Raw genomic sequence first — 26,358 nt, forward strand, 5'->3', positions numbered from 1 at the left:
AGCTTGATGGCGGCTATCAACAAGAGCTCATCGATATGATCCATCAAGCTCAAGATAATAAAAAAAGGCACTGTGAGTGCCTTTTTTATGTTTATTACGTCAAGTTACTAGTGGCTTAGGGCATTACCCCCACAGTTTCTCATCTTGATTCATTTTATATAAGCTTTCTGCTCGCGACACCAATAATTGTGCAAACTTAAGTTGAGTAGGATCTTTGGTTACACCCGACTTGTGCAAGTTCTCTGCTTTAAGTTGCCACATCATTGAAAAATGTCTAATCGCATCACGAGCTGTTGCCGCGACTTTCACATCAACATAATCCGAAGGTAAATCACCAGACATTACCCAAAATGTTTGTTTTTTAGGTTGCTTCGATTCCATCTTCCAAATGGCTAAATAAGGAGCAAGATAACGGCTTTCGTCAGCAAGTACTTTACTTGGGATCACCCCTTTCTCAGCCAAAAAACGGTTCGCCTTTTGAAATTGAGTACGAACCCACTCTTGTCTTAATGCCTCAGGCTCTGGTGTTGGCTGTGCAACCGGCTCTGCTACTTCTTCAGTCATAATACTTCCTATCTTATTGTTATATTACAGGTTAGAACAAAAATGCAACCTGATATTCAATCTCAAAAACACTGATGCAACATAAGTTACTTTACGTTTACGTAAGGTGGCAAGCTAAATTTCCACATCAATGACAAAAATAACTAAATCATGCTTTGTTGAGAGTATCGCTAAATGCTATCGTGCTGCAATAAATATAACAAGCAGTCGTTTGCGCCTTTTGTACTCAATTAACAGAAGGTGTGAGAACTTTACTTTAACAAGCTAGCAAGCGGAGATGTCACGTGGCAGTTTTTAATCATGTTTCGTTCGATGAACACGAACAAGTGGTCTTTTGTCATGATAAACAAAGTGGTTTAAAAGCCATAATTGCAGTCCATAACACTAACCTAGGCCCTGCCGTAGGTGGTTGTCGTATGTGGAACTATCAATCGGATGATGAAGCCTTAACAGACGTATTACGTCTTTCTCGTGGAATGACTTATAAAAATGCGTTAGCCGGTCTCACCATGGGTGGCGGTAAAGCAGTGATCATCGCCGATCCTAAAACAACCGACCGCGAAGCGTTATTCCTTGCATTTGGGCGCTTTGTGAACAGTTTAGGTGGCAAATATTATTCTGCAGAAGACGTTGGCGTATCGACATCAGACATCATGATAGCCAGTCGTGAAACTGAATTTGTTGCTGGACTTGAAGGTAAATCAGGCGATCCATCGCCACTTACCGCGTTAGGCACGTACCTTGGCATTAAAGCCGCCGTAAAACATCAACGCGGCATTGATAGCCTAAAGGGAATTAAAGTCTCTGTGCAAGGCGTGGGACACGTTGGTTATTACTTGTGTAAGCATTTACATGATGCAGGCGCTGAACTCATTGTTACCGACATTCATCAAGCCTCGCTTGACCGTGTTGCAACCGAATTTGGTGCAACCGTTGTTGCTCCACAAGATATCTATACCCAGGATGTTGATGTCTATGCGCCTTGTGCATTAGGTGCAACACTTAACGACACAACCTTGCCATTACTAAAAGCGACCATTGTTGCCGGTTGTGCCAATAACCAGTTAGCTGAAGTTCGCCACGGTGAAAAACTCAAGCAAATGGGTATTCTGTACGCGCCAGATTATGTGATTAATGCTGGCGGTATTATCAATGTGTCATTTGAGAAAAACTATGACGCTGCAGCCTCTACCGCCAAGGTTGAGCAGATTTACAATACCCTGCTGACTATTTTTGAACGTGCTGATAGCGAGAACCGCACTACCGGTTCTGTAGCCGATGAAATGGCTAAAGCAATTATTGATGCCGCAAGATAGTTAATCAGCTTGATATTAAGGCTTTTGAATCCCTTAATATAACTTTATAAACATGCATTTATAAAAATCAATTTATAAACATAACTTTATAAAAAAAGCTAAAAGGAAATGCCTGTGCATTTCCTTTTTTATTACTCTTCCCTCCAGATATTGCTGGTGACGGGTTCATCAAGTTGCAACAAATCGTTCACCTTAGCGTCAAATAACTGCCCTACTCTACATCAACACTGACGCAATCTGTGTATTAGGGTGAATGACGGATGATCTCACACAGCAAAAAAAGCAATCAACAACGCCAACCTTTATCTCACTTAACGCATAGTGACAAAATTCAGCATTTTCATGCGTTGTGGATATCGGATGTTCATCTAGGCAGCATTGATTGTAAAGCAGACTTTTTATTACATTTCCTCAATCATAGCCAATGCCAATACTTGTATTTAGTCGGTGACATTGTCGATATCTGGGCACTGAAAAAACGTGTTTATTGGCCCGACAGCCACAATGAAGTGATACAAAAAATCCTCGAACTGGCCAGTAGTGGCACCCAAGTTATTTACATACCAGGTAATCATGATGAGGCTTTCAAAGATTATGCCGACAGTCATTTCAGAGGTATTACCCTCGTTAAACAGCATATTCATCAGTCTCTGAGTGGTAAACGTTTTTTAATGCTTCATGGCGATCAATTTGACTCACAAGTATGTGTTAGTCGTACCTACGCAAAATTAGGCGACCATTTATATGATGTGTTGTTGTGGCTAAATCGTCAGTTACACAGAGTAAGAAGCCGCCTAGGATATCCATATTGGTCACTAGCCAGCTACATAAAACTCCGCGTCAACAAAGCTCAGCAAGCCATTAACCAATACCGAGATGCCGTACTGCGCTATGCCATTAAAAAACAAGTCGACATGGTGATATGTGGCCATATTCATCAGCCAGAATTATCACAGCATACGATTAATAACCACATCATCACTTACGCAAATGATGGTGATTGGGTTGAAAATTGTACTCTCATAGCAGAGACAGAATCTGGAGATGTGCAGTTGCTTAAGTGGGATGAACAAACGTTGCAAGCTACAGCAGTAAACACGATTGATTTTGGCAGTTCAGAGGCTACATCAATCATCACGCCCCAAAAACAGCACGTTGCATAAATAAGGCTAAAATATGATATTTACTGTTGATAATATGGTCGAAAAAAACCTGCCAAATGTGCATAACAAGCCTTGGTTAGCCGTGCCGACTAAAGCCATGTTGCGTTACTTGCTTCATGAAAAGCAGTGTAATGACATTGCCAACGAACATGCGCATTTATCCGGGGTCGATTTTGTTGAACAAATTCTTGCCTGTTTGAATTTCAGTTACAGCGTCCCCAATAACGAAATTGAAAATATTCCCATTGAAGGTCGAGTGGTGATCTACGCCAATCACCCTATCGGTTCACTTGATGCGCTGGCATTAATCAAACTGATTAGTCAGGTGAGACCAGACATCAAGGTCGTTGCCAATGAATTACTAATGGCCATTAAACCGCTTCATTCCATTTTATTGCCAGTACGTAACATGACTGGTGGAACACCGAAACAGCACTTAAATGAAATTCATCATCACCTCAAAAATGAAGGTGCGGTATTGATTTTCCCCTCAGGTGAAGTATCGCGTTTACGCCCTACGGGTGTCACTGACTTACATTGGCACAGCGGATTTTTAAAAATGGCTCGCGCCTGTAATGCGCCGCTTTTACCTATGTATGTTGATGCAAAGAACTCCGCTACATTTTATGGTGCTTCAATGATTTACAAACCATTAGCGACGTTATTGCTGGTCAAAGAAATGTTTAAACAAATGGATCATGTGATGCCAGTGCGGATTGGCCAATTAATAGCAAAAGAAGTTGTCAGCACTCAAGACTTTCCGCTTAAAACTAAAGTGAATCTGCTTAAAAATCATTTATATCGCATTGGTAAAAATCGCAGTCCGTTATTCATTACCCAAAATGCCATTGCTCATCCTGAAAAACGCAGTGAGCTACAACAAGCATTACAACAATGCGAATTGCTCGGTAAAACCCAAGACAATAAACAAATCTATTTATACAAGCATACTCACAGCAGTCCTATTATGCGTGAGATTGGCCGGCTTCGTGAAATCGCCTTCAGAGCCGTGGGCGAAGGTACCGGTAAACGTCGCGATACCGATAAATATGATAATCACTATTTTCATTTAGTGTTATGGGATAAAGACGAATTAGAGATTGTGGGTGCCTATCGTTTTGCCAGTGCCAAAATGCTCCACGAATCCATTGGTGAAAATGCGCTGTATAGCCAATCACTATTTGAATACCACGATGCGTTTGCTCCCTATTTTGACCAAGGACTCGAACTTGGCCGCAGCTTTGTGCAACCTAAATATTGGGGCCGCCGTAGTTTAGAATATTTGTGGCAAGGTATTGGTGCATTTTTAATTAAAAACCCACAGTATCGTTACCTCTTTGGGCCTGTGTCGCTAAGCGATAGTCTACCTGTCCCCGCCAAAGAGATGCTGGTGTTTTTTTACCAAAATCATTTTGCCACCAAACACGTTTTAGCGACTTCATTTAATTCATATCAATTCACCGACGAACGTCAGCATCAATTGCATCAGTTATTTAATGGCGATGACTATGCTGAGAACTTTAAAATACTCAAACGGACGCTATCGAATATGGGTGTATCAGTACCGACGTTATTTAAGCAATATGGCGAATTGTGCGACAACAATGGCGTACAGTTTCTCGACTTTGGTATTGATGCAGAGTTTGGTGACTGTATCGATGGTTTAGTGTTAGTCGATATTCATCAGTTAAAGCCGATAAAATATCAAAAATACTTGGCTGGTCATTTACCTGAAAACAAAATTGCATCTTGACCAGATACAAGCTTATAACGTGAGTAAGTCGTTGTCATTGGCCGTTAAATGATTGTTACACTGATATTTATCTGATATAAAAGAATAAATACGTGGAGAATCGCTTATGACAACTGCTACTGAATTGTTGACAGAGACATTACCTGATAACCCGACTAAACATCTCTGTGTCGCGGACATCATGACTACGCGAGTGGTTACCATAGAGATGGATGACCGGCTGACACTGGCCAAAGAAATTTTTGACAATGTCAGCTTTCATCATCTACTCGTGGTTGATAACGAGCAATTGAGTGGCATATTGTCTCATCGGGACTTTCTACGGGCACTCAGTCCTAATATCGGTACCGCTGCTGAATTAATTAGAGACACTGAAACCCTGCATAAAAGGGTTCATCAAGTCATGACTCACAATCCATTCACTATTGCTCCTCATTGCGATATCAACCAAGCAACCAGACTTATTTTAGACCACGATATAGGGTGTTTACCGGTATTAGACAACAACACCATCGTGGGCATTATTACTTGGAAAGATCTATTGAAGGCCTATTACGTGAAGTAAATGGTCTGCTTTTCATCTATTTAATCGTTAACAAAAAATAGTCTGCCTGTTACTACTGTATTTTTGAACTGTCCTTTTGATCGAATACTCATGTATAAGTTCCGTATATTATCCGTATATTCCGACATACAACCCTGCTTCATTTATCATCAACCGCTAATATTTAAATTCCGAAAAATCATATTTTGGCAATAGCTCTTCCAAAAAATAAATATTACTAAGCTTGCCAACTAGATAGCTTCATTTCGTAAATTGTTCATATTTATATGCTGGAAAATGTCACATTACTCTGCTTTTATTAGACACAGGGCTCGTGGCTATCATGTGATAAGGACAGCATTATGATTAAGTTTACATACCACCTCAATCAAGACAACATTGAGTTGCAAGCGAGTAATTGGTGCGGACTAGAACGAGTATTTATTAATGGCAAAGTGGTGTCACGCAAGTTCAACTTTGGTTTACAAAGCATGCATGATGTACTGCTTAATAATGGCAAAAAGTGTCGTTTTCAATTAATAGTCGATCCACAAACAGAATTAGTCTCTTGCCGTATTTACAAACAAAACCAATTGGTGACTATTTTAAATCAAGGTAAAAAACAGCTACAAAAAAGCCAGTTCCTAATCGAAACTAGCTTCGTTGTTGTATGTGTTGGCATGCTCAGCTTGTATTGGTTAACTTAAGTTAAACATAACCAATGAGATTGGTATAACACAAGCTGGCTTAGGTATTAACCTATGGTGAAATCAAGCTGAACGGTAGATTTTGCTTCTGTTGGCTTACCATCAACAAATTTAGGCGCATAACGCCATTGACTAAGCGCTTCTATCGATTCTTTTTCAAACTGGGTGCCACCTTTAGAGTCAATGATCTCAGGTGATTTAACAAAACCATTTTCATCAACTGTAAACTCAACTTGCACCCAACCAGATTTTCTTCTTTGGGCATATGATTGCGGGTATTTTGGTGGTTTTCTAAATAACGGGGTTTGTTCTTGTTGGTCATTCCATGGCGTCATTTTACCAATCGCAATACAATGCTCAGTGGCTTTATCTCCTAGGCCTTTTTGCTCATACAGTTTCACTAACAAGGCATGCGCACGAAGTTCATAAGGATGACTATAAGGTAATGCCTGATATTGTTTGATAACTTCAACTAAATTTGTAATTGCTTGACTTGGCTTACCCATGGAATCATATAACGCAGCAACGAGGTAAGTAGCATCAACTCGTTTAATGGCATCTTCTGGTAACTTACTGGTATAAATATCGTAAGCGTCAAACGCCAAAGTTCTCACTGTGCGGGTATAATACTCGGTATGCGATAAGCGATGAAACGTAATGAGTTTTACTTCGGCAACCGTTAACTCATTGTCAGCTTTTTCTGCAATCTCTATTGCTTCAAATAATAACGTTTTCGCGTATTTATCATCTGTTGTCGATTCAGCTAACCCAATCAAAGGATCGATTAACTCGATACCATTATCGGTCACGTTTTCACGGTATACAGCTAATGCAGAAGTAAATAATTGATGCGCCTTAAGCGTCGCGTCATCTTCAATAACACGGCCTTGATTCTTTTTCTTAGGTTCAACCATTACCGCATTTGCATAATTAATGGCTAACTTAGCGCTATCAAAGCTGTCTTGACCGAATTTAATTTGACCTAACTCATAGGCTTGCTGCGCATATTTCAGCGTATCTTGGTTGTTGTGGTTTTCAACAGAAACATTGTATTGCTGGTAAGCGTGTGAAAAAGCTTCTGTGTTTGCTGGTTCAGCATAAGCAAATTGGCTCATAAAAGCCGCTGCTATCGATAAGCGTAAAAGTGTCTTCATAACGTTCTAAATCCTTTTTGATTTTATCCTTAACCTTTTCTCGCACTTCGAAAAATACTGGTCGAGTAATATTTTAATAAACAGCCCTCCACTTTTACCCATTTTTATGACCTACGTCAACTTACTGCAAATAATTGTAAACAATATGTTGTGAAATATTGTTCCATAGGCACACTAATTTAGTTGCTGGCTATTTATGTCAGCGAAACCATTACAGGAGCTAAGATGTCAGCCATCATCAAATTGCTCCAAGCGATGTTAAGCAGCTTCAAAGACCTTATTCCTATTATCTTAGTGGTCAGTTTTTTTGAAATATTTGTGCTTCATCAAGCGCCTGCACAACTTGGATCTATTCTTGTGGGTGTGGTGTTTATTGTATTGGGACTGACCTTTTTTGTATTTGGTTTGGAAATGGGTTTATTTCCGATTGGCGAATCACTGGCTGAAGCATTAGCACGAAAAGGCAGTGTATTTTGGTTAGTTATTTTCTCATTCTCGTTAGGTTTTGGCACCACATTAGCAGAACCTGCTCTTACGGCTGTTGCAAACGAAGCAGCGCAGGTTGCCGCGAATGCTGGTGCGATAGAGTCAAACAAACAAGCCATGAGTTCCTATGCGATGGGCTTACGATTAACCGTCGCTGTCTCGGTTGGCCTGGCCATTTTACTTGGGGTCATTCGTATTCTTAAGGGATGGCCAATTCATTACCTCATTATTGGCGGTTACGTGTTGGTGATGATCCTCACCAGCTTTGCACCAGCCAACATTATTGGTATCGCTTATGATTCTGGTGGCGTCACCACATCGACCATTACGGTGCCTTTAGTCACTGCACTAGGGGTTGGCCTGGCAAGCGTCATTAAAGGTCGTAATCCGATGGTAGATGGCTTTGGATTAATTGCTTTTGCCAGTCTTAGTCCAATGATTTTTGTATTGCTATACGGCATGGTGTTTTTGCAGTGATCGCTATCGCCAATAAAATGAGGAGTGGTTTTGCTAAATGAACTGATTAGCACTTTATTACTGACTGCTCGTGATGTCATACCTATCGCGATAATTCTATTTGGCTTTCAGCTGGGTGTGCTTAAACGCCCAATAAACCAATGGCGTAAAGTATTGCTCGGATTTGTTTATGTCATTATTGGCCTCACCTTCTTTCTCGTGGGTTTACAATTGGCGCTATTCCCTATCGGTGAGAGCATGGCCAATCAACTGACCACCAGCGAGTTTTTACACCCTGATGGTGGCAATGAGCCGTATATTTGGCAAGACTACTTTTGGGTTTATGTGTTTGCCGCCGCAATCGGTTTTAGCACCACCATCGCAGAACCGTCATTAATTGCAGTGGCCATCAAAGCCAACCAAGTCTCTGGTGGCACCATTGGCATTCAAGGTCTGCGAATGTCAGTGGCATTTGGCGTGGCGATTGGGATTACGTTAGGCTGTTTTCGTATTGTGGTTGGTGATCCCATTCACTATTACATTATGGCCGGCTATGTTGTGGTGGTCATTCAAACCTTTTATGCCCCCAAAATGATTGTCCCTTTAGCTTATGACTCTGGTGGCGTAACCACCTCAACGGTAACGGTTCCATTAGTCGCGGCATTAGGACTTGGACTGGCCACCAATGTTGAAGGCCGTAATCCATTAATTGATGGCTTTGGCTTGATTGCCTTTGCCAGTTTATTTCCGATGATCACTGTAATGGGTTACGCCCAAGCGGTTGACTATTTATCCAAACGAAAAGCCACTAAGGAGTAACCTATGCGCTTTAAATTAATTGTCGCCTTTGTCGACGATGACTGTACCGATAAGGTACTTGATGCAGCACGTGTTGCAGGTGCAACGGGTGCCACGGTAATTAATCATGCTCGCGGTGAAGGCTTAGAAAAAAAGAAAACCTTTATGGGGCTTACCTTAGATGTTCAGCGTGATGTGATTTTATGGTTGGTAGAAGAACACATGAGCCGCAACATTCTCGAAACCATTTCAAATGTAGGTGAATTTGACACTAATTCAGGCAAAGGTATTGCGATACAAATTGATGTTGAGGATGCCGTTGGTGTGGCCCATCAGGTTCAAAAGTTGAGTAAAGACATTGAGGATCAAATATGAGTAGCACAACCCCTATACGTAACCGCGACGTCATGAATAACCAGTACGTCATGGTTGATGGTATGCACACAGTGGCCGAAGCGATCCAAGAAGCCATTAGCAATAACGTGAATATATTAGTGGTAAATAAACGCAATGAGCATGACGAATTCGGCATGGTACTCATGAGCGATATCGCCCGCAAAGTGTTAGCCAAAGACAAGTCACCAGAGCGTACCAACATTTACGAAATCATGATAAAGCCAGTGCTCTCATTGTCTGCTGATATGGACGTACGCTACACGGCTCGACTTTTTGAACGTTTTAATATCAATAAAGCGCCGGTGATTGAAGCGGGTGAGATTTTAGGTTTTGTCACTTATGACAATATTGTACTTAAGGGCATGATTAAAAAATAATATCAATATACTACAGCGGGGCATTTTAGCATGATGAAGCGGAACAGACTTCATGATCAGTGAGCCTAACCGCAACCTAACTGATTGGCTGACTTTGCCCTACAACTCGATCTATGCTTGTTAAATTTTCCGGTATTTCACAGACAATATTACGTCCACTATTTTTAGCTCTGTATAATGCTATATCGGCAATTTTGGTGAGGTCTTCTAATTTTGTCATTTGATTATTACACTCTGCAACACCAAAGCTTGCGGTTATTGATAACGAACAGCCATCATGTAACACAACCATTTTTTCAATTTTTTCACGCATAAAATTAGCCAGTTGAATAGCCGCTAATTTGTCGGTATTAGGTAAAAAAATAATAAACTCTTCTCCACCCCAACGCGCTAACACGTCACTATTTCTAATATGTTGCTTTAGTGTATCAGCAATACTTTTAAGGGTGGCATCACCTACAGCATGACCATAATCATCGTTTATTGTTTTAAACCAATCGATATCTAACAGGATCATTGAAAATGTTTTTTGTTCTCTCATGCCAAGATCCCACAGAGGACTGGCATTGACAATAAAAGCACGACGATTATATAACCCGGTTAAATGATCTACTTGCGCGATGACTTCGGCTGTAATCCGCGCTTTATCAACTTGTTTTAAATTAAACGCTAACGCCAAGGCTAAAATAAACATTTCAATCAGCATGCCTACTTCAATACTGTGAAATAACATCGTGTTATACGGAATAGCACCCCAAGTTGTTGCGGCAGAAAGGGCTGCACCACCCGCACCTAAAAATACCGCAGGGATAAAAAATTTGACCATTGCATGGCCATTTCTTAAGGCTAAAAAACCTAAGCTAATAAAAATAACGACTAATAATGAAGTCAATGCCACACCAACATTAACGGCGAGTAATTGATCTGCGTATATAAACAGCGACACAACTAACAACACCAGACAGGCGTATATCGTTTTATTAAAACGATATACGTTAGGTAAATAGACTTTTAATTTAAGGAACTCAAAGCAAAATGCGATACCGAAAATGATGTAACAATATAAAAAAAGTATCATTGCCCAGCGCTGCACAAACAAATTTTCTGGCCAGATAACTTTAAAACCATGGCCCGTGTAAGCGATATTTAAACTTAAAAATGACAATAAATACAAAGAATAATATATATAGCTACTGTCTTTTAAGCTTACAGAAAGCACAATGTTATAAACGAATAAGATAAAAAAAGCGCCGTATAAAAAACCATAAAAATAATTCGTCACTTCTAAATTACTTTGAATGATTTCTTCGGTCGTTAAATACAGTGGGATCAACAAAGGGTCTTTTGACTCAAACCGCATTAACACCTGAGTTATACCGGGTTTAAATACATGCGGTTGAGCTACCATTCGAGTTTGATTTGTTCGCAGGCTAAAGGGGATGGCGTCACCCGTAAATGCTTTTTCTATTACCTGACTCTGTCGAATAAAATAGAAATCTGCGTGATCTAACCAAGCAGAGTCGAGATAAAAAAACTTTTTTAGTGGTTTTCTTGTTGAATTATTAATCAACGCAGACACCCAAAGTACATCATGAGTAAAACCAAAACTGACTTTTCCGTCAATATTTGGAGCAAACTGTCCTTGCTGGTATTGGATAAACGCATTCTCAAACGAAACATCATCACTCGCAACCTGCAGAATACTGACGTGTTCGTTAATGAATAACTCTTCAACAACATCTGATAATTCAATAGGTTTACTTGTAACGTGAAAACTATAAAAGAATAAAAAGATCATTAAGAAGCGAATAGTAAATACTCAATCGAATTGTTTGATATTAGATTAGCCTCTGATGTACTTTTTGTCTAACAAACAGGCAACATCAAACATATTTTTGTTCGATCTTATAAACAATATTAATACGATTAATAATGCCATTAAAGCAGCCATTAGATACCAACCGTTAGGCTAATTGCTCCACAATAAAATCAATTAATGCTCTGGTTTTAAGCGGCAGGTTTTTGTCTTTATACAGTAAGTGAATTGGCATGGCTTCTGGCGGGATTAAACAATCAATATTCACCAGTAAGCCCGCAGCTATCGCCTCACTCACGACAATAGTCGGTTGTAAAATAACCCCTAAGCCATCAATGGCTGCCCGGGTGAGTACCACACCGCTGTTTGATAATAATCTGAAATGACGTTTACCAAAAATTTGTTGATGTGCAATAGACAATGACCCATTGGTAGAATAGCTGAAGCCCAGACACTGATGGTGGCGTAAATCGTCACGCGATTGTATTACTGGATGTTGTGCTAAGTACTGCGATGACGCACAAAATTGCATTTCATAATTCATAATATGGCGTCCAATTAACGCCGAATCATCCAACGCACCTATTCTCACAACTAAATCCACATTATTGTGAATAGGATCGATGAGATGATTATCAAGGCGTAATTCCACATCAATTTGAGGATATTGCAGTAAAAATTGATTCACTATCGGTGCTAACACGGTATTACCAAAGCTGACAGGCGCATTAATTCTAATACTACCTCGCGGCGTGCCTGTCATCGTCTGTAAGGTATTTTCAGCTTCTGTAATAGACGCTAAAATCGTTTTGCATTCTTGATAATACACTAACCCAGACTCAGTGAGTTCTTGCTGGCGGGTGGTACGGTTAATCAGCTTAATTCCAAGGTAGGCCTCTAACTGATTAATGTGTTTACTGACCATAGTCCGGCTGATATTAAATTTATGCGCAGCTGTGCCATAGTTGCCCTGCTCAGCCACATGACTAAACACCTGCATCGCGGTTAATTTATCCACTGAATATCCCTAATCCTGCATCAAACCAGTGTTAATTATAAACCTATGGTGTTTTCTGTAAACACCATCAAACCATTTTGCCTTGCGCCGAACTGGTTTACGATGACCCATTATTATTAAGGGGTCGATATGGATAACAAACTGGATCAACAAGGCGTGTTCATCACCGCCGAAATTCACATTAAAGACCAAGTGCCATTAGCACAGGGAATCGCAGCTGTCCGTCAATTTTGTGTGGATATGAATAGCGAACCAGGCTGTTCGCTTGCAATGGCGCTGCAAAATAAAACCAACCCTAAACAGTTTGTTTTTTGGGAACGTTATGATGACCAAGCTGCGTTTGATGCCCACTTTGCAGCCGATCATACCCAAGCATTTATCAAATCGGCATTAACCGATCTACAGCAAGCGTTTGACTATCAACTATTAACCACTGAGGGATAATGAATGTCTGGATCAATTAAGTGGGCAATATTAGGCACCAGTTTTATCTCTGGTGTAATGGCCGATGCGATTAAAGCACAAGGTCAAAGTACAATTTATGGCGTTGCAGGGCGCAACACCACAACATTGGCAGAGTTTGCGAATCAGTATCAAATTCCACATCAATTTACTGATTTTGATGCGTTAATCAACAACCCTGAAGTCGATGTTATATACATTGCCCTGCCAAATCACTTACATCATGAATACGTGGTAAAAGCTGCTGATGCTGGCAAAGCGATTTTATGTGAAAAATCACTGTCCGTAGATATGCCAAAAACCATCGAAAGTCTTGCGGCAGTAGCTCAAAACAAGGTGTTTTTCCTTGAAGGCTTAATGTATTTAGCTCACCCATTTATGCAACAGCTAAGCAAAACGCTAGCAAGTGGTGTAATAGGTGAAGTTAAAAGTATCCGCGGCCAATATTGCGCTGCCATTAGCCAGTTTGTTAACCCTGCCAGCCTTGGGGCATTATTTAACCTAGGTTGTTACCCTGCATCATTAATGCAGCTAGTGATGCAGCAACAATTTGGCACCGAGCTGAGCCAGCAATACCACATAGAAGCGACCGGAAGACGTGGTCAAGACGGTAATATTTGCGAATCGACTGCCATCGTCAGTTACAGCAATGGCGTGCAATGTCATCTTCACACCGCTGAAGACTATGGTCTGCACGCAGGCTTTACTATCTTGGGCAGCTTAGGATGTATTGAGTTCACCTCAAACCCTTGGTTACCAGAATCTCAGGGTAATCATTTTACCGTTAGGTTATATGAACAAGATGTTGAAGTAGTAGACGTTGAAGCCAAAGGCAATGGTTTTTACTATCAAGTAGAAGCAGTGCTTAACGCATTAGACACTAAGCAATACACAGTACCAAGACCCTTAGTACAGCTCAGTGACTCTGTGGATGTCATGCAAATGCTAACCACATGGCATAACGCCGCGTTAGAAAGCTGCGCTGCGAACCACACCACTGAACGATAAACACTCGTTCACCCGCTGTTGCTGAATCGTCGATAATTCAGCAACAGCAACGTAAGCATATTCGCTGTGTTCATCACTAAGCTGTATTTGCGCGCATTGCGGTAACTGACAACGAAAGATAAACGCTTGCGACTGATATGCACTGTGAAAATACACTCCAGACAGATATTGCACATCAACCTCACAACCCAACTCCTCTAAACATTCTCGCTGTAATGCCTGATGAATCGTTTCATTAGGGTCAAGTCCACCACCCGGCAAGCCCCAATGTTTGTCAGCATAATTGGCTTTTAACAACAGCACTTGCCCATCGTCATTGGTGATAACAGCGTGGGAACTGAGTCTAAATAAATCATTAAATGCCATGATGATTTTCCATTTTAAATTAGTTGTGATTGCTATGATGATTACTACACTCAAACAATCGCATTAGACTTTTATCTATCGTTCAGAATACGACATCAAATCAACTCTACTCTACTCAATAAGTAATTGAGAACATAGTAATATAGATAAAAACAACTAACATTTATGAAAGAAATTCTATTCTAAACATACACATATTCGATACTCATGGTATGTTGATTAGGACAAGTCAACCTGATTAATCTTAAGTTCAGTATTTTGCGTAATCATATGGCATTAATTTTAATTAAAAAGGTAAAGATGCTTAAAAAGTCGCTACCTTACTAACGCTTGTTTGTTACAAGGTTTGCTTTAAATTAGAGGCGGTATAAGTTTTAAATGAAAATTACTTTTAGGAAACAACAATATGTACATGATAGTTAAGCACACTCATCTAACAATAATTGCGATTACGTTTATATTTTTTATGATTAACTTTGTGTTAACGATGAAAGGGTCTGACAAGGTCAATCATAAATTACTAAAAATCGGGCCGCATGTTTTATATACTCTCTTTATCTGCACCTTTATTTATCTGGTTGTAGCAAATCCACTTAACCTGTACCCCTTTGTGAATGGTTGGGCTTCATCTAAATTAGGTGGTTTCGTACTGTATGTGCTCTCTATTACTTTTGCACTTAAGTGGGCCAAGTCAACACCGTGGCGTATTGTCGGCTTACTGAGCACAATCTTTTGGTTAGCAATGACTGCACGACTTGGTTTTGCCGACCATCTTAAATCAAAAGGAATTGAAGAAGGTGCTAATGTTTTTTATGACTTAGGCCAGTCTATGCTAACTGCTATTTGCTAAGCTGTTTTGATTAAAGTGGTTAATTAATTTTAGCCACTATTAATAAGACAAATGCTTATGCGCTCGGTGTTTATTCATTAGGCCGATTTAAGATGTTTATAATAATTAGTCACTTGTTTTAGGCATGAGTGTGTCACGTCTACGCAAGTATTTAGGACAACTGTGGGCTTCCTCTTAGTCTGGTGTGGGTGAAGCGCCACGGCGATAGTGATAGCAGGCCATAGTCCAAACACGTTTAGGGACATAAATGTGTCAGCCATCAAACTCAGAATTGCACATAAACGAGTTAGTTTGCTTGACTTAGAAATGGACAAATTCAACTGTGAATTTAAGGACGTTGAAGACTCTTTACAATAGAATGCATGAGCCGGACAGGCCTTTCTCGCACATCTGACCTATATGGATATTGGAAATGTCGTTATGATATCGGAAACATCATTGACCCTGTGCTTCAAGGCATCCTGCGTATCAGAGTCAGGCTAGCTTTCGTTGGCCATGTTAGTTTTCGGTTTATATGCGATGAGAAGCTAAGCATTACCTTAATTAAGCTTTACCACTTGTTTGATGGGTTAATGTGAACGGAGTTTCTAATCCTGAAATACTCCAATGTAGCCTAGAAAATTTACCGCCAGACATAAAAAAGCTACCTTTTGGTAACTTTTTCATGTTGCGCAGAGAAGCTTAAAAAATTACTCGTAATCAGTAGAATAAGTTTCTTCATAGGTGTGCGAGTAAAGTTCAAACAAGTTACCAAACGGATCTTCTAAGTACACCATTTGGGTTAGATTGTTGTCGTCTTCTGGGTGGTAGCGCATGATATCCATACGAGCTTTACCGCCATATTGCACAGTACGTGCAATTGCCCCCTCAAAATCATCTGTTTGCAAACAAAAGTGGAAGATACCAAGACGGGTGAAATCAACTTCATGACGTTCTTGACGATCTTTCATTTCAAACATCTCAACACCAATACCGTCAGTCGTGACTAAATGTGCAATGTTAAAGCCTTTGAAGCCTTCACCAAATACTGCCACACACATTCTGCCAATAGCAGTTTCACGTTCTTCTTGAACCTTAGTGTTACCCATTACCACTCTTAGACCCAGCGCTTTAGTATAAAACTCAACCGCTTTATCCATGTCGCCAACCATCAAACCTACGTGATTCATTTTCATAACTTACCCCTAAAAACTATTGATTGATTCGTCATTTGTTTCGATGGAGTAATCTTACAGTGAACTAATAATAAATAAAAATTATCAAATATTATCAAATTAATAACTAAAATTTATGACAATTGGTTGGTCAAAAAAGTAAGTTTTATCAAGTAATGGCTTAGCCAGAGTTAATATGACAGATTCAGCACAGCAAAGAAGCTTGAAAGCAATCAAGTAGAAATCAAATAGCAGGTTTTATAAATGAGTAGGTAAGCGCAGAGCCAAAGCGGACAGTTTATAAGCACCTAACTCATCGCGATCAGCTATATTCACTTGGCCAAATAACTGTATATTGTCTATTGATTGGTGAGAGACTCACATGCTTTAGGGAGATTAATGGCTCTGTCTTTCTATTTCTAGTTCAATTTCTAGTTCTATTAATAGTGCGGTATGAGCATCATTTGCTGCGTATTTTTTTTGATGATCGTGTAGAGGAAATATTGACCAATTTGATTGTTGTGCGCTCTTTGAGAGCCGTTGATTAAAAAATATCGCAACCGCAACTCTAGCGCCAACGCGTTCTTTAATTTGCGTAAAACGCATCACTTTTGAAGATAGTTCTTCTGTATTGACTAATTTAATTCCAAATTTTCTAAAAAGAATTTTTTTATCTTCTTTCAACCCAAAACCTACCTTCCTTATTGTTGGGTCAGATAATATTTCTGCGATTGCAGTAAAGTTTTCATAAAATTTAGTAGGAAATAAGAATACTTTAGATTTTGTGGCTACCTGAATTAGATGAGGTCCATCACTGACCTCACCTTTTATAAAACAAGGTTTACTCTCTGTGTCAAACCCTAAACAAGAGTGTGTTCTTAACTCCGCTATTGCACTTATCGAGTCTGCTTTATTTGTGACAACGATTATATTATCTAGACTAATACCATTATAAATGGGTAAATCACGAATTTGTTCCTTTGTTGGCCTTTCCATTGGATCCTTATTTTCCAGAGAGTCAGTATTCATTGTGCTATTTACAAGGCATAAATCGCTTCTTGGATTTGCCCGATGCCACATCCAAATTATTAGATAAAGGTTTACTTAACCTGCTTACTTTACACGACAAATTGCATGATCTTAGGCCATAAAGAGCGCTAGTCACCGTTAAAGATTATTGACTAAACTGATTCACTTTATTTAACAGCCGCATAAACTCATCTTGCTCGTCATCAGCTAATGCCGCTAAAAAACGTTGATTGACCCACTCAGCTTCATGAATTAAATCTTGTTGAAGCGCTTTACCGTTGTCGGTTAAAAATATTTGGAATGCGCGGCGGTTATCCGCTTCTTGATGACGGGTGATAAATCCCTGGACTTGCAGATGGTCCAGCAGACGAGTCATGGTGTAATTAGCCACATCACAACGTTTAGATAACTCAGTTTGGCTTAAACCTTCCTCTTGCCATAAGGTAAATAATACCGGCCAAAGTTTACTGTCTAAGTCGTAGCGCTTTAAGCGCGTATCAATTTCTTGCTGCAAGGCAATATTAAGATGAGAAATCAGGTAACTTAAACTTTCAAAGCGTTTCAAATGATACCTCCTACATCGTCAGTGAGATAAATTGACTGTGTTAAGACAAATACTAATGCCTACACTGCAGTTCAACCACACTTGAACAGATTTTAGATTACCATCTCTATACGTTAAGAAAAGCTCTTTTAGTCAAAAGATAAGTATTCATTGATATAACGATAATAACAGGCTCGGTTTAATTGCCCCACCAAGCCTCTGATTAATGGCGCGTATATGCCATCATCTGTGACGATAATATCTGCGATATTAATGGCTGAGAGCTGCGTACCTATGCTGCTGGTAAATATCAACTGACTATCATTTACCTGAACTTCCGTTAATGCGGCTTGATGATAGTCCACCAGCAGGAATGGATAGGCTTCAACGGTAACTTTGACTTTTTCGACCGGGGTGATTAATAAATACTCATTGTCGATACAGTGCAAAATACTACTGAACAAAGCCGCAAACTTTGCAGGCAACGGACTATTGAGGTAAAGCCAATCGCCATTAGCTTGAATATGAAACAGCGCTTCATCACTGCAAAGTGCCACACCTTGAGGGTGAGTATACGAACCTAATGCTGCTGTTTCATCTGTCATTATGCTTACCTATCCGAGTAATTTAAGTAGCGCTTCTATAGGGTGTTGCGGTTTAAAACCAGCAAAGCGTTTAACTTGGCTACGACATGAATAACCAGATACTAATACTTGGCTATGCTCAGCAATTTTCTCAATGCTTGGTTGCCAAGACATTTCAAATAACTGCTCTGAGCGTTCAAGGTTTTCCAGTTCATGGCCATAGGTGCCCGCCATACCACAACAACCTAAATTAACGCTGCTTAGTTTGGCACCAAAGTGGCTAAATATCGCTTTCCATTCATTAGCCGTATTAGGTTTGGCTGTCGATTCAGTACAATGACTAAACCAGGTGAATTGCGGTGCATCTGTTGCTAAAGCAGATGCTTCACTTCGGTTTACTACTACATCGGTTAACCACTCATTGGCCAATAGCACCTCAAATGGCCCACGACGCTGACCTAAGACCTCTTTGTATTCGTCGCGATAACATAATACTAATGCAGGATCTAACCCCACCATCGGCATGCCAAGGGCATGTACGCGGTTTAAGAAATCGGCACTGTTTTGCGCTGTTTTAGCAAATTTGTCTAAAAAGCCTTTAATATGAGTCGGTTTGCCATTGGGCTTGAATGGCAGTAATACGGGGTTAAAGCCTAACTTTTCGATTAATTGAATAAACCGATAAACCAAACCTGCATCGTAAAAACTGTTAAATGGATCTTGCACTACTAATACATGTTTACTGCGCTGCGCTTGCGGAATTGCGCACAAGGCTTCTAAATCGTAACCACGGCTAGCATGACCATCTAAACGCTGTTTTAGTGTCGGCACGGATAACTTAGGCGCATCTACATAACCAATGGCTTTTTTAATCACCCACTTGCTCAGCGGATTTTGCGAGGCCAAATTAGTCAATTTAGGCATCGCGGCCATCAGTGGTAAGGAATCTTCGATACCTGCAACTAAATAATCTTTGGCTGGACGTAAATAGCGTTTGTAGTAAATATTAAAGAACTGGGCTCTAAACTTAGGCACATCAACTTTAACCGGACATTGGCCCGAACAGGCTTTACAGGCTAAACAACCTTTAAGCGACTCCATAACTTCGTGCGAGTAATCATAGTCGCGCTGGTTATTGAGGGTATTTTGAGTACGCTGCATCCACCCTAGTGGTTTAGATTTTGCTAACGCGTCAACATCAACACCTTCTGCTTCAAGTAATCGCAACCATTCGCGCATTAATCCAGCACGGCCTTTAGGTGATTGCACTCTATCGCCAGTGACTTTAAATGACGGACACATTGGTGAGTAACTGCTGTAATTAAAACATAAGCCATTACCGTTACAGTTCATCACATCTGGAAAAGCATCACGCACTTGAACGGGGATTTGTCTGTCGAAACTGCCGCGTTTGGCGCTGTCGACGTTAAACATTAATGGGCCAGATTTAGGAGGCGCCACTAATTTACCTGGATTTAAGCGATTATCAGGATCAAACAAGCCTTTGATTTGCTCAAGCACAGCATAAAGCTCATCACCAAACACCGCAGGGCCATATTCACCACGGACACCTTTACCGTGTTCGCCCCACATTAAACCGCCATACTTAAGCGTTAAGGCGGCAACTTGATCAGATATCACTTTCAGCAATTGCTCGTCGGCAACATCACACATATCTAATGCTGGTCGCACGTGCAGTACACCTGCATCCACATGACCAAACATACCGTATTGTAAATTATGGCTATCGAGCAGTGCACGAAACTCCATAATATAGTCGGCTAAGTTTTCAGGTGGTACGGCGGTATCTTCGGCAAACGCTAATGGTTTACGACTGCCTTTTGTTGCACCCAATAAGCCAACGGCCTTTTTGCGCATGGCATAGATACTGTCAATATCCGTTCTGTCGGTAATAACTTGAAAACCCACTAAACCAAATTGTTGTTGGCTGAGCTGCCCACTGAGCATCTCTTCTAGCAAAGCGACTTTCTGTTTCACATCGTCATCTTCGCCAGCAAACTCGACCATATTAAGCCCTTCAATGGTCTTATTAGGTACCGCTTTAATTTGCTCGGCAACTGAATGCCAAATAATGTCTTCGCGGGCAAGGTTTAGTACTTTTGAGTCAACCGTTTCGACTACCGTTGCTTTAGCTTGTACCAATGATGGGGCATGACGCAACGCAGATTCAAATGAATCATATTTGATGTTGACCATCATGCGGGTTTTCGGCAATGGGGTCAGGTTTAGCTTGGTTTCGGTGATCACCGCAAGCGTACCTTCTGAGCCCGTTAAAATACGCGATAAATCAAACTGGCTTAAATCATCGTTCCACACATGCTTTAAATCATAGCCCGTTAGAAAACGATTCAATTTTGGAAAACGTTCAATGATGGTGTCACGCTTTACGCGACAAACTTCTGCGACTTGACTGGCAATGCTATTTCCTAGTTGGTTGTCACTAAAAGGTTGCTCAGCCAGTTTATCTTGGTCGATTGGTGTGGTGGTTAATACGCTGCCATCAATCAGTACACTGGTTATGCCTAACACGTGATCGGAGGTTTTACCGTAAACTAATGAACCTGCACCTGATGCATCGGTATTGACCATGCCACCAACAGTTGCACGGTTTGACGTTGATAAGTCGGGACTGAAAAAGAATCCATGTGGACGTAAGGCGTCATTTAACGCATCTTTCACTACACCGGCTTGTACCCTCGCCCAACCTTCCTCGGCATTAATTTCTAGCACTTGGTTTAAGTGGCGTGACACATCTAAAATTAATCCGTGGGTAAGCGATTGGCCATTTGTTCCCGTTCCGCCGCCACGCGCACTAAAGGTCACTTGTTTATATTGTGGTTGTGCCGCTAACGATAACACCAGCTCGACATCTTGTTGATGTAGAGGATATATCACCGCTTGGGGCAAAAATTGATACACCGAATTATCGGTTGCCTGAATAAGCCGCGCACTGTAACGCTTGTCTATTTCACCTTCAAACTCGCTTTGTTCAAGCGCGTCAAGATACTCAAGATAGATAGGTTCTAATGTTTGTTTATGTGATAGCAAAGGTAACATAGAGGACTTATTATTTATTGGCATATTGTAACCATTATAAACAAAAAAAAGCCGCTAAAAAGCGGCTTTTATTACAACTTGATAAAAATACAGGTTGGAGAATAAATAAACCTGTAATTTTTACTCTTACTTAGCCATGTGCTTCGGCTAAATATAACCAAGTGTCAATGACCGTATCAGGATTAAGTGATACAGAATCAATACCTTGTTCAACTAACCATGCAGCAAAGTCGGAATGATCTGATGGGCCTTGGCCACAAATCCCCACATAAGCACCTTTTGCTTTAGCCGCTTTAATGGCCATTGAAAGCAATGCTTTTACTGCATCATTACGCTCGTCAAACAAGTGACTGATGATTCCTGAGTCACGATCAAGCCCTAATGTTAACTGAGTTAAGTCATTTGAGCCGATAGAGAAACCATCAAAATGCTCAAGGAACTGGTCAGCTAGCAAGGCATTTGAAGGTAGTTCACACATCATGATAACGCGTAAGCCATCTTTACCGCGCTCTAAGCCTTGCTCTTTCAGTAACTCAATGACTTGAGATGCTTCATTGACGGTACGAACAAATGGAATCATCACTTCAACGTTGGTTAAGCCCATTTGGTTACGAACACGTTTAATCGCTTCACATTCAAGCGCGAAACAATCGCGGAATGATTCAGAAATATAACGGCTAGCACCACGGAAGCCCAACATTGGGTTTTCTTCATCTGGCTCGTAACGGTCACCACCAACTAAGTTTGCGTACTCGTTCGACTTAAAGTCAGACATACGTACGATAACTTTCTTCGGATAGAAAGCCGATGCAATAGTGGCAATACCTTCAACTAAACGCGCAACATAAAACTCAACAGGCGAGTCATAACCCGCGATCATTTCGTTGATTTCATTTTGCAGTTCAGCAGTCTGACCGTTGAAATCAAGCAAAGCTTTAGGGTGAATACCAATCATGCGGTTAATGATGAACTCTAAACGCGCTAAACCGACACCTTCGTTAGGCAAACGTGCAAAATCAAATGCACGATCTGGGTTACCCACGTTCATCATAATTTTCATTGGCAAAGGAGGTAATGTATCAACACGGTTAGTGATGATTTCAAAATCTTGCTTACCTGAATAAATTAAACCGGTGTCGCCTTCTGCACAAGATACTGTGACGATGTCGCCCGTTTTGATACGGTCGGTAACATCACCACAACCTACTACAGCGGGTACACCTAATTCACGCGCAATAATTGCAGCATGGCAAGTACGACCACCACGGTTGGTCACAATCGCACTAGCACGTTTCATGATAGGTTCCCAATCTGGGTCTGTCATGTCGGTCACTAACACGTCACCGGGTTCAATTTGGTCCATTTGATCAATCGAGGTTAATACCTTCGCGATACCGGTACCAATTTTATGACCAATTGCACGACCTTCACAGATCACGTCACCCTTCGTTTTTAAGTGATAACGTTCAATTAACTGGACATCTTCACGACTTCGAACCGTTTCTGGACGAGCTTGAACAATATACAACTTACCGTCGTTACCGTCTTTTGCCCATTCAATGTCCATCGCACGGCCATAATGCTTTTCAATAACCATTGCTTGCTTAGCAAGCTCCATGACTTCGTCATCGTTAATAGAGAAAATACGACGCTGTTCAGCAGAAACATCTTCAATTTTAACTTGCTTGCCATGGCCAGCATCATCAGAGTAAACCATCTGAATCAACTTACTGCCGATATTTCGGCGCACAACAGCTTTATGCCCTTGCGCTAAAATCGGTTTGTGCACATAGAATTCGTCTGGGTTAACTGCGCCTTGTACAACCATTTCACCTAAACCAAAAGATGAAGTGATAAAGACAACGTCATTGTTTCCTGACTCAGTGTCCATGGTAAACATCACACCAGAAGCTGCTTTGTCTGAACGTACCATACGTTGTACGCCAGCAGATAAAGCCACACCTTGATGTTCGTAACCTTGATGAACACGATAAGAAATTGCACGGTCGTTAAAGAGTGAGGCATAAACATGCTTAATTGCTAGCATGACCGCATCAAAACCTTTAACGTTTAGGAATGTTTCTTGTTGGCCTGCAAAAGAGGCATCTGGCATGTCTTCAGCGGTAGCTGATGAACGCACTGCAAATGACGCTTCTTGAGTTTCGCTTGACAACTGCTCGTAAGCTTCACGAATAGCGTCTTCTAATGCCGGCTGGAATGGGGTTTCAATAACCCACTGTCTGATCTGCGCACCTACTTTTGCCAGTTTATTGACATCATCAACATCCAATGTCGCCAGAATGTCAAAAATCTTCTGGTTAACTCCACTTTGTTCAAGGAACTCATTGAACGCATGCGAGGTCGTTGCAAAACCGCCAGGAACTTGAACCCCTGCATTAGCCAGATTGCTGATCATCTCTCCAAGGGATGCATTTTTACCGCCAACCTTGTTTACATCGCCCATGCCTAATTCTTGATACCAGAGTACGTATTGCTGCACAGTTTTATCTCCGCAAGTTTTTATTTCAGTGGCCACTTCACACGAGGGCAAGAGCATCTTACACTCCCATACAACAAGCGTAAATCTATAATTTTATTTGTAATTTTATTACTACAAGAGGTCAGAATGACACCAAAAGTATTCTATATTTCAGATGGGACCGCGATCACAGCAGAGGTTTTTGGACATGCCGTACTTTCGCAATTTCCTATAGAATTTGAAGCACTTACGATTCCATTCGTTGAAACAATTCAGCGAGCTCAAAAAGTTAAGCAACAAATAAATGATTGTTTTATTACAACAGGCGAAAGGCCGCTTGTGTTCCACTCAATCATTAATCCTGAGATCCGCAATGTGATTTTTTCGAGTGAATGTGTCGATTATGACTTTTTGAACACCTTTGTTGCGCCACTAGAACAACACTTAGGGGTACAAGCTAAGCCTTTATTACACCGAACTCATGGTAAAAGTAACCATGGTTATGAAACCCGTATCGATGCGATTAACTACACCATGGAGAATGATGACGGCCAAACCATGAAACATATGGATAAAGCTGACATTATTTTATTAGGCGTGTCTCGTTGCGGTAAAACGCCATCAAGCTTATATCTGTCAATGCAGTTTGGTATAAAGGCTGCAAACTACCCGTTTACTGAAGATGACATGGATAACCTCAAGTTACCTGAAGCATTGAAACGCAACAAATCAAAGCTCTTTGGCTTAACCATCGATCCTCATCGTTTGCATGAGATACGTCAAAGCCGCATGGAAAATAGCCGCTACTCTTCATTAAGACAATGTCGACTTGAAGTGAAAGAAGTCGAAATGCTGTATAAAAAAGAACGAATTCCCTTTGTAAATACCACCAACCATTCGGTTGAAGAAATTGCCACCAAAATTCTTGATATCACCGGTTTAGAACGTCATATGTTCTAATTTATAAACAATCATTTTTTGCATGAAATAGAATGAAAAACCACCAAAAGACGAACTTAACCCAGGTTGATTCGTCTTTGCCTTTTACGGCAATCTGTTTTTTAACCGTTAGAATCCGAGGCTAAGCCTCGCATCTTGAACTTCTTTGGGTATATAATCCCGTTCAATATGATGCAGATGCATCTCACGATTTCTCGGTAATATGCATGACAATTAAAACAGATGAACTCAGAACAACCTTATTAAGCAAAGTTATTTCTCCTGCTCAGTTGGCTTCAGAATATCCATTAACGCAAAATGCTGCAGACTACTTGGTTGCGCAACGTCGTGAAGTAGAAGCAATTATTGCCGGAGAAGATCAGCGCTTACTGGTCATCATTGGCCCTTGCTCAATCCATGACACTAAAGCAGCACTCGAATATGCAGAGCGTTTGTCGGCCTTACATCATGAACTAAAAGATGACTTGTGCATTTTAATGCGGGTGTACTTTGAAAAACCTCGTACCATTGTTGGTTGGAAAGGCTTAATTTCAGATCCAGATTTGGACGGCAGCTTTAGCCCGAATAAAGGCTTGCGAATGGCGCGTCAGTTATTACAACAAATCACTGAACTCAAGTTACCTATCGCCACTGAGTTTTTAGACATGGTAAACGGCCAGTACATCGCAGACCTTATTACCTGGGGTGCTATTGGTGCACGTACTACTGAAAGCCAAATTCACCGCGAAATGGCTTCTGCATTGTCTTGCCCTGTTGGCTTTAAAAATGGTACTGACGGTAACATCAATATCGCTGTTGATGCAGTACGTGCCGCACAGGCGCCGCATATTTTTTACTCTCCAGATAAAGACGGCGCTATGGCGGTTTACCGTACCCACGGCAACCCATTTGGACATATTATTTTGCGTGGTGGTAAAACCCCAAATTATTCAGCTGAAGATATTGAAGTTGCACGCGCACAGCTTGAACAAGTGGGCGTAACTCAACGTATGGTGGTTGATTTTAGCCATGGTAACAGTGAGAAACAGCATAAAAATCAGTTAAATGTTGCCGATAGTATTATGTCTCAGCTGCGCAGTGGTAGTACCGCAATTGCAGGTATTATGGCAGAAAGCTTTATGATTGAAGGCAACCAGAAAGTGGTTAAAGACGAACCATTAGTGTATGGCCAAAGTATTACCGATGCGTGTTTGCATTGGGCTGATTCTGAAAAACTTTTACGTGATTTAGCTCAAGCTTCAAAAGAACGTAAAGCCTTGCTAGTACAGTAAGAGCCTCGCTATGGGTTAATGGCTG

Annotated in this window: 25 protein-coding genes; 14 read left to right on the forward strand and 11 right to left on the reverse strand. The window is 40.8% G+C overall.

The annotated features are described in order from the left end of the window. Nucleotides 1-123 precede the first annotated feature (123 nt). The gene (locus AAEY94_RS06410) at nt 124-564 is read right to left on the reverse strand and encodes a DUF4826 family protein (RefSeq protein ID WP_101086952.1); all 441 of its coding nucleotides are present in this window, start codon (nt 562-564) and stop codon (nt 124-126) included. A 284-nt stretch (nt 565-848) separates the two neighbouring features. Between AAEY94_RS06410 and AAEY94_RS06415 the strand changes: the two genes are divergently transcribed. From AAEY94_RS06415 to AAEY94_RS06435, 5 genes are all read left to right on the forward strand, one after another. Continuing rightward, a complete protein-coding gene (locus AAEY94_RS06415) occupies nt 849-1,880 on the forward strand; it encodes a Glu/Leu/Phe/Val dehydrogenase dimerization domain-containing protein (protein ID WP_101086951.1) in 1,032 nt (343 codons plus the stop codon). Between the two features lie 260 nt (nt 1,881-2,140). Then, a complete protein-coding gene (locus AAEY94_RS06420) occupies nt 2,141-3,043 on the forward strand; it encodes a UDP-2,3-diacylglucosamine diphosphatase (RefSeq protein ID WP_350978059.1) in 903 nt (300 codons plus the stop codon). A 13-nt stretch (nt 3,044-3,056) separates the two neighbouring features. Continuing rightward, the gene (olsF, locus tag AAEY94_RS06425) at nt 3,057-4,796 is read left to right on the forward strand and encodes a bifunctional ornithine lipid synthase OlsF (RefSeq protein WP_101086949.1); all 1,740 of its coding nucleotides are present in this window, start codon (nt 3,057-3,059) and stop codon (nt 4,794-4,796) included. A gap of 106 nt (nt 4,797-4,902) precedes the next feature. Next, nucleotides 4,903-5,361 carry a CBS domain-containing protein gene (locus tag AAEY94_RS06430; protein ID WP_101086948.1) on the forward strand — a complete coding sequence of 153 codons (459 nt, stop codon included), beginning with the start codon at nt 4,903-4,905 and terminating at the stop codon, nt 5,359-5,361. A 341-nt stretch (nt 5,362-5,702) separates the two neighbouring features. Beyond that, a complete protein-coding gene (locus AAEY94_RS06435) occupies nt 5,703-6,047 on the forward strand; it encodes a hypothetical protein (RefSeq protein WP_101086947.1) in 345 nt (114 codons plus the stop codon). 47 nt (nt 6,048-6,094) lie between these two features. Here the strand turns inward: AAEY94_RS06435 and AAEY94_RS06440 are convergent, their stop codons facing one another. After that, a complete protein-coding gene (locus AAEY94_RS06440; RefSeq protein ID WP_350978062.1) occupies nt 6,095-7,201 on the reverse strand; it encodes an energy transducer TonB in 1,107 nt (368 codons plus the stop codon). Nucleotides 7,202-7,426: 225 nt separating this feature from the next. Between AAEY94_RS06440 and AAEY94_RS06445 the strand changes: the two genes are divergently transcribed. From AAEY94_RS06445 to AAEY94_RS06460, 4 genes are read left to right on the forward strand one after another with little or no spacing between them, the layout of a single operon-like run. Beyond that, on the forward strand, nt 7,427-8,164 hold the full coding sequence (locus AAEY94_RS06445; RefSeq protein WP_350978064.1) for a DUF1538 family protein: 738 nt from the start codon (nt 7,427-7,429) through the stop codon (nt 8,162-8,164). 24 nt (nt 8,165-8,188) lie between these two features. Next, nucleotides 8,189-8,962, forward strand: a complete 774-nt coding sequence (locus AAEY94_RS06450; protein WP_101086944.1) for a DUF1538 domain-containing protein — start codon at nt 8,189-8,191, stop codon at nt 8,960-8,962. A gap of 3 nt (nt 8,963-8,965) precedes the next feature. Next, on the forward strand, nt 8,966-9,316 hold the full coding sequence (locus AAEY94_RS06455) for a P-II family nitrogen regulator (protein WP_011637728.1): 351 nt from the start codon (nt 8,966-8,968) through the stop codon (nt 9,314-9,316). Continuing rightward, a complete protein-coding gene (locus AAEY94_RS06460) occupies nt 9,313-9,714 on the forward strand; it encodes a CBS domain-containing protein (RefSeq protein WP_101086943.1) in 402 nt (133 codons plus the stop codon). Before AAEY94_RS06455 ends, AAEY94_RS06460 begins: the two co-directional genes overlap by 4 nt. A 76-nt stretch (nt 9,715-9,790) precedes the next feature. Here the strand turns inward: AAEY94_RS06460 and AAEY94_RS06465 are convergent, their stop codons facing one another. Further along, the gene (locus AAEY94_RS06465; protein ID WP_350978067.1) at nt 9,791-11,512 is read right to left on the reverse strand and encodes a sensor domain-containing diguanylate cyclase; all 1,722 of its coding nucleotides are present in this window, start codon (nt 11,510-11,512) and stop codon (nt 9,791-9,793) included. A 166-nt stretch (nt 11,513-11,678) separates the two neighbouring features. Further along, nucleotides 11,679-12,548, reverse strand: coding sequence for a LysR family transcriptional regulator (locus AAEY94_RS06470; protein WP_101086941.1), 870 nt, complete (start codon nt 12,546-12,548; stop codon nt 11,679-11,681). 129 nt (nt 12,549-12,677) lie between these two features. On the opposite strand from AAEY94_RS06470, the gene AAEY94_RS06475 reads away from it, so the two are divergent. Further along, a complete protein-coding gene (locus AAEY94_RS06475) occupies nt 12,678-12,992 on the forward strand; it encodes a putative quinol monooxygenase (RefSeq protein ID WP_242445139.1) in 315 nt (104 codons plus the stop codon). Nucleotides 12,993-12,995: 3 nt separating this feature from the next. Then, nucleotides 12,996-14,018, forward strand: coding sequence for a Gfo/Idh/MocA family protein (locus AAEY94_RS06480; protein WP_350978069.1), 1,023 nt, complete (start codon nt 12,996-12,998; stop codon nt 14,016-14,018). Here AAEY94_RS06480 and AAEY94_RS06485 read toward each other — a convergent pair. Continuing rightward, on the reverse strand, nt 13,980-14,384 hold the full coding sequence (locus AAEY94_RS06485; protein WP_335692480.1) for an NUDIX hydrolase: 405 nt from the start codon (nt 14,382-14,384) through the stop codon (nt 13,980-13,982). The genes AAEY94_RS06480 and AAEY94_RS06485 overlap by 39 nt on opposite strands. A 412-nt stretch (nt 14,385-14,796) precedes the next feature. Between AAEY94_RS06485 and AAEY94_RS06490 the strand changes: the two genes are divergently transcribed. Beyond that, on the forward strand, nt 14,797-15,234 hold the full coding sequence (locus AAEY94_RS06490; RefSeq protein ID WP_243756170.1) for a SirB2 family protein: 438 nt from the start codon (nt 14,797-14,799) through the stop codon (nt 15,232-15,234). 689 nt (nt 15,235-15,923) lie between these two features. Here the strand turns inward: AAEY94_RS06490 and AAEY94_RS06495 are convergent. The 6 genes from AAEY94_RS06495 to ppsA form a co-directional block, all read right to left on the reverse strand. Further along, complete coding sequence (locus AAEY94_RS06495) at nt 15,924-16,409, reverse strand: VOC family protein (RefSeq protein WP_101086938.1); 486 nt, start codon at nt 16,407-16,409, stop codon at nt 15,924-15,926. A gap of 375 nt (nt 16,410-16,784) precedes the next feature. Next, nucleotides 16,785-17,417: a 3'-5' exonuclease gene (locus AAEY94_RS06500; protein WP_350978071.1), complete on the reverse strand. Its 633-nt coding sequence runs from the start codon at nt 17,415-17,417 to the stop codon at nt 16,785-16,787. Between the two features lie 145 nt (nt 17,418-17,562). Next, nucleotides 17,563-17,982: a MarR family winged helix-turn-helix transcriptional regulator gene (locus AAEY94_RS06505; protein ID WP_192115060.1), complete on the reverse strand. Its 420-nt coding sequence runs from the start codon at nt 17,980-17,982 to the stop codon at nt 17,563-17,565. Nucleotides 17,983-18,110: 128 nt separating this feature from the next. Next, a complete protein-coding gene (locus tag AAEY94_RS06510) occupies nt 18,111-18,566 on the reverse strand; it encodes a DUF1285 domain-containing protein (protein ID WP_101086935.1) in 456 nt (151 codons plus the stop codon). A gap of 9 nt (nt 18,567-18,575) precedes the next feature. Next, a complete protein-coding gene (gene ydiJ / locus AAEY94_RS06515; protein ID WP_192115176.1) occupies nt 18,576-21,623 on the reverse strand; it encodes a D-2-hydroxyglutarate dehydrogenase YdiJ in 3,048 nt (1,015 codons plus the stop codon). Between the two features lie 130 nt (nt 21,624-21,753). Continuing rightward, on the reverse strand, nt 21,754-24,123 hold the full coding sequence (gene ppsA / locus AAEY94_RS06520; RefSeq protein ID WP_101087220.1) for a phosphoenolpyruvate synthase: 2,370 nt from the start codon (nt 24,121-24,123) through the stop codon (nt 21,754-21,756). 126 nt (nt 24,124-24,249) lie between these two features. Here ppsA and ppsR point away from each other — a divergent pair, with 126 nt between their 5' ends. Beyond that, nucleotides 24,250-25,062: a posphoenolpyruvate synthetase regulatory kinase/phosphorylase PpsR gene (ppsR, locus tag AAEY94_RS06525; RefSeq protein WP_101086934.1), complete on the forward strand. Its 813-nt coding sequence runs from the start codon at nt 24,250-24,252 to the stop codon at nt 25,060-25,062. Between the two features lie 206 nt (nt 25,063-25,268). Next, the gene (locus tag AAEY94_RS06530; RefSeq protein WP_192115061.1) at nt 25,269-26,333 is read left to right on the forward strand and encodes a 3-deoxy-7-phosphoheptulonate synthase; all 1,065 of its coding nucleotides are present in this window, start codon (nt 25,269-25,271) and stop codon (nt 26,331-26,333) included. The last annotated feature ends 25 nt before the right edge of the window (nt 26,334-26,358 follow it).

Origin of the sequence: Shewanella sp. AC34-MNA-CIBAN-0136, assembly GCF_040309945.1 — a bacterium.
Taxonomy (GTDB): Bacteria; Pseudomonadota; Gammaproteobacteria; order Enterobacterales; family Shewanellaceae; genus Shewanella.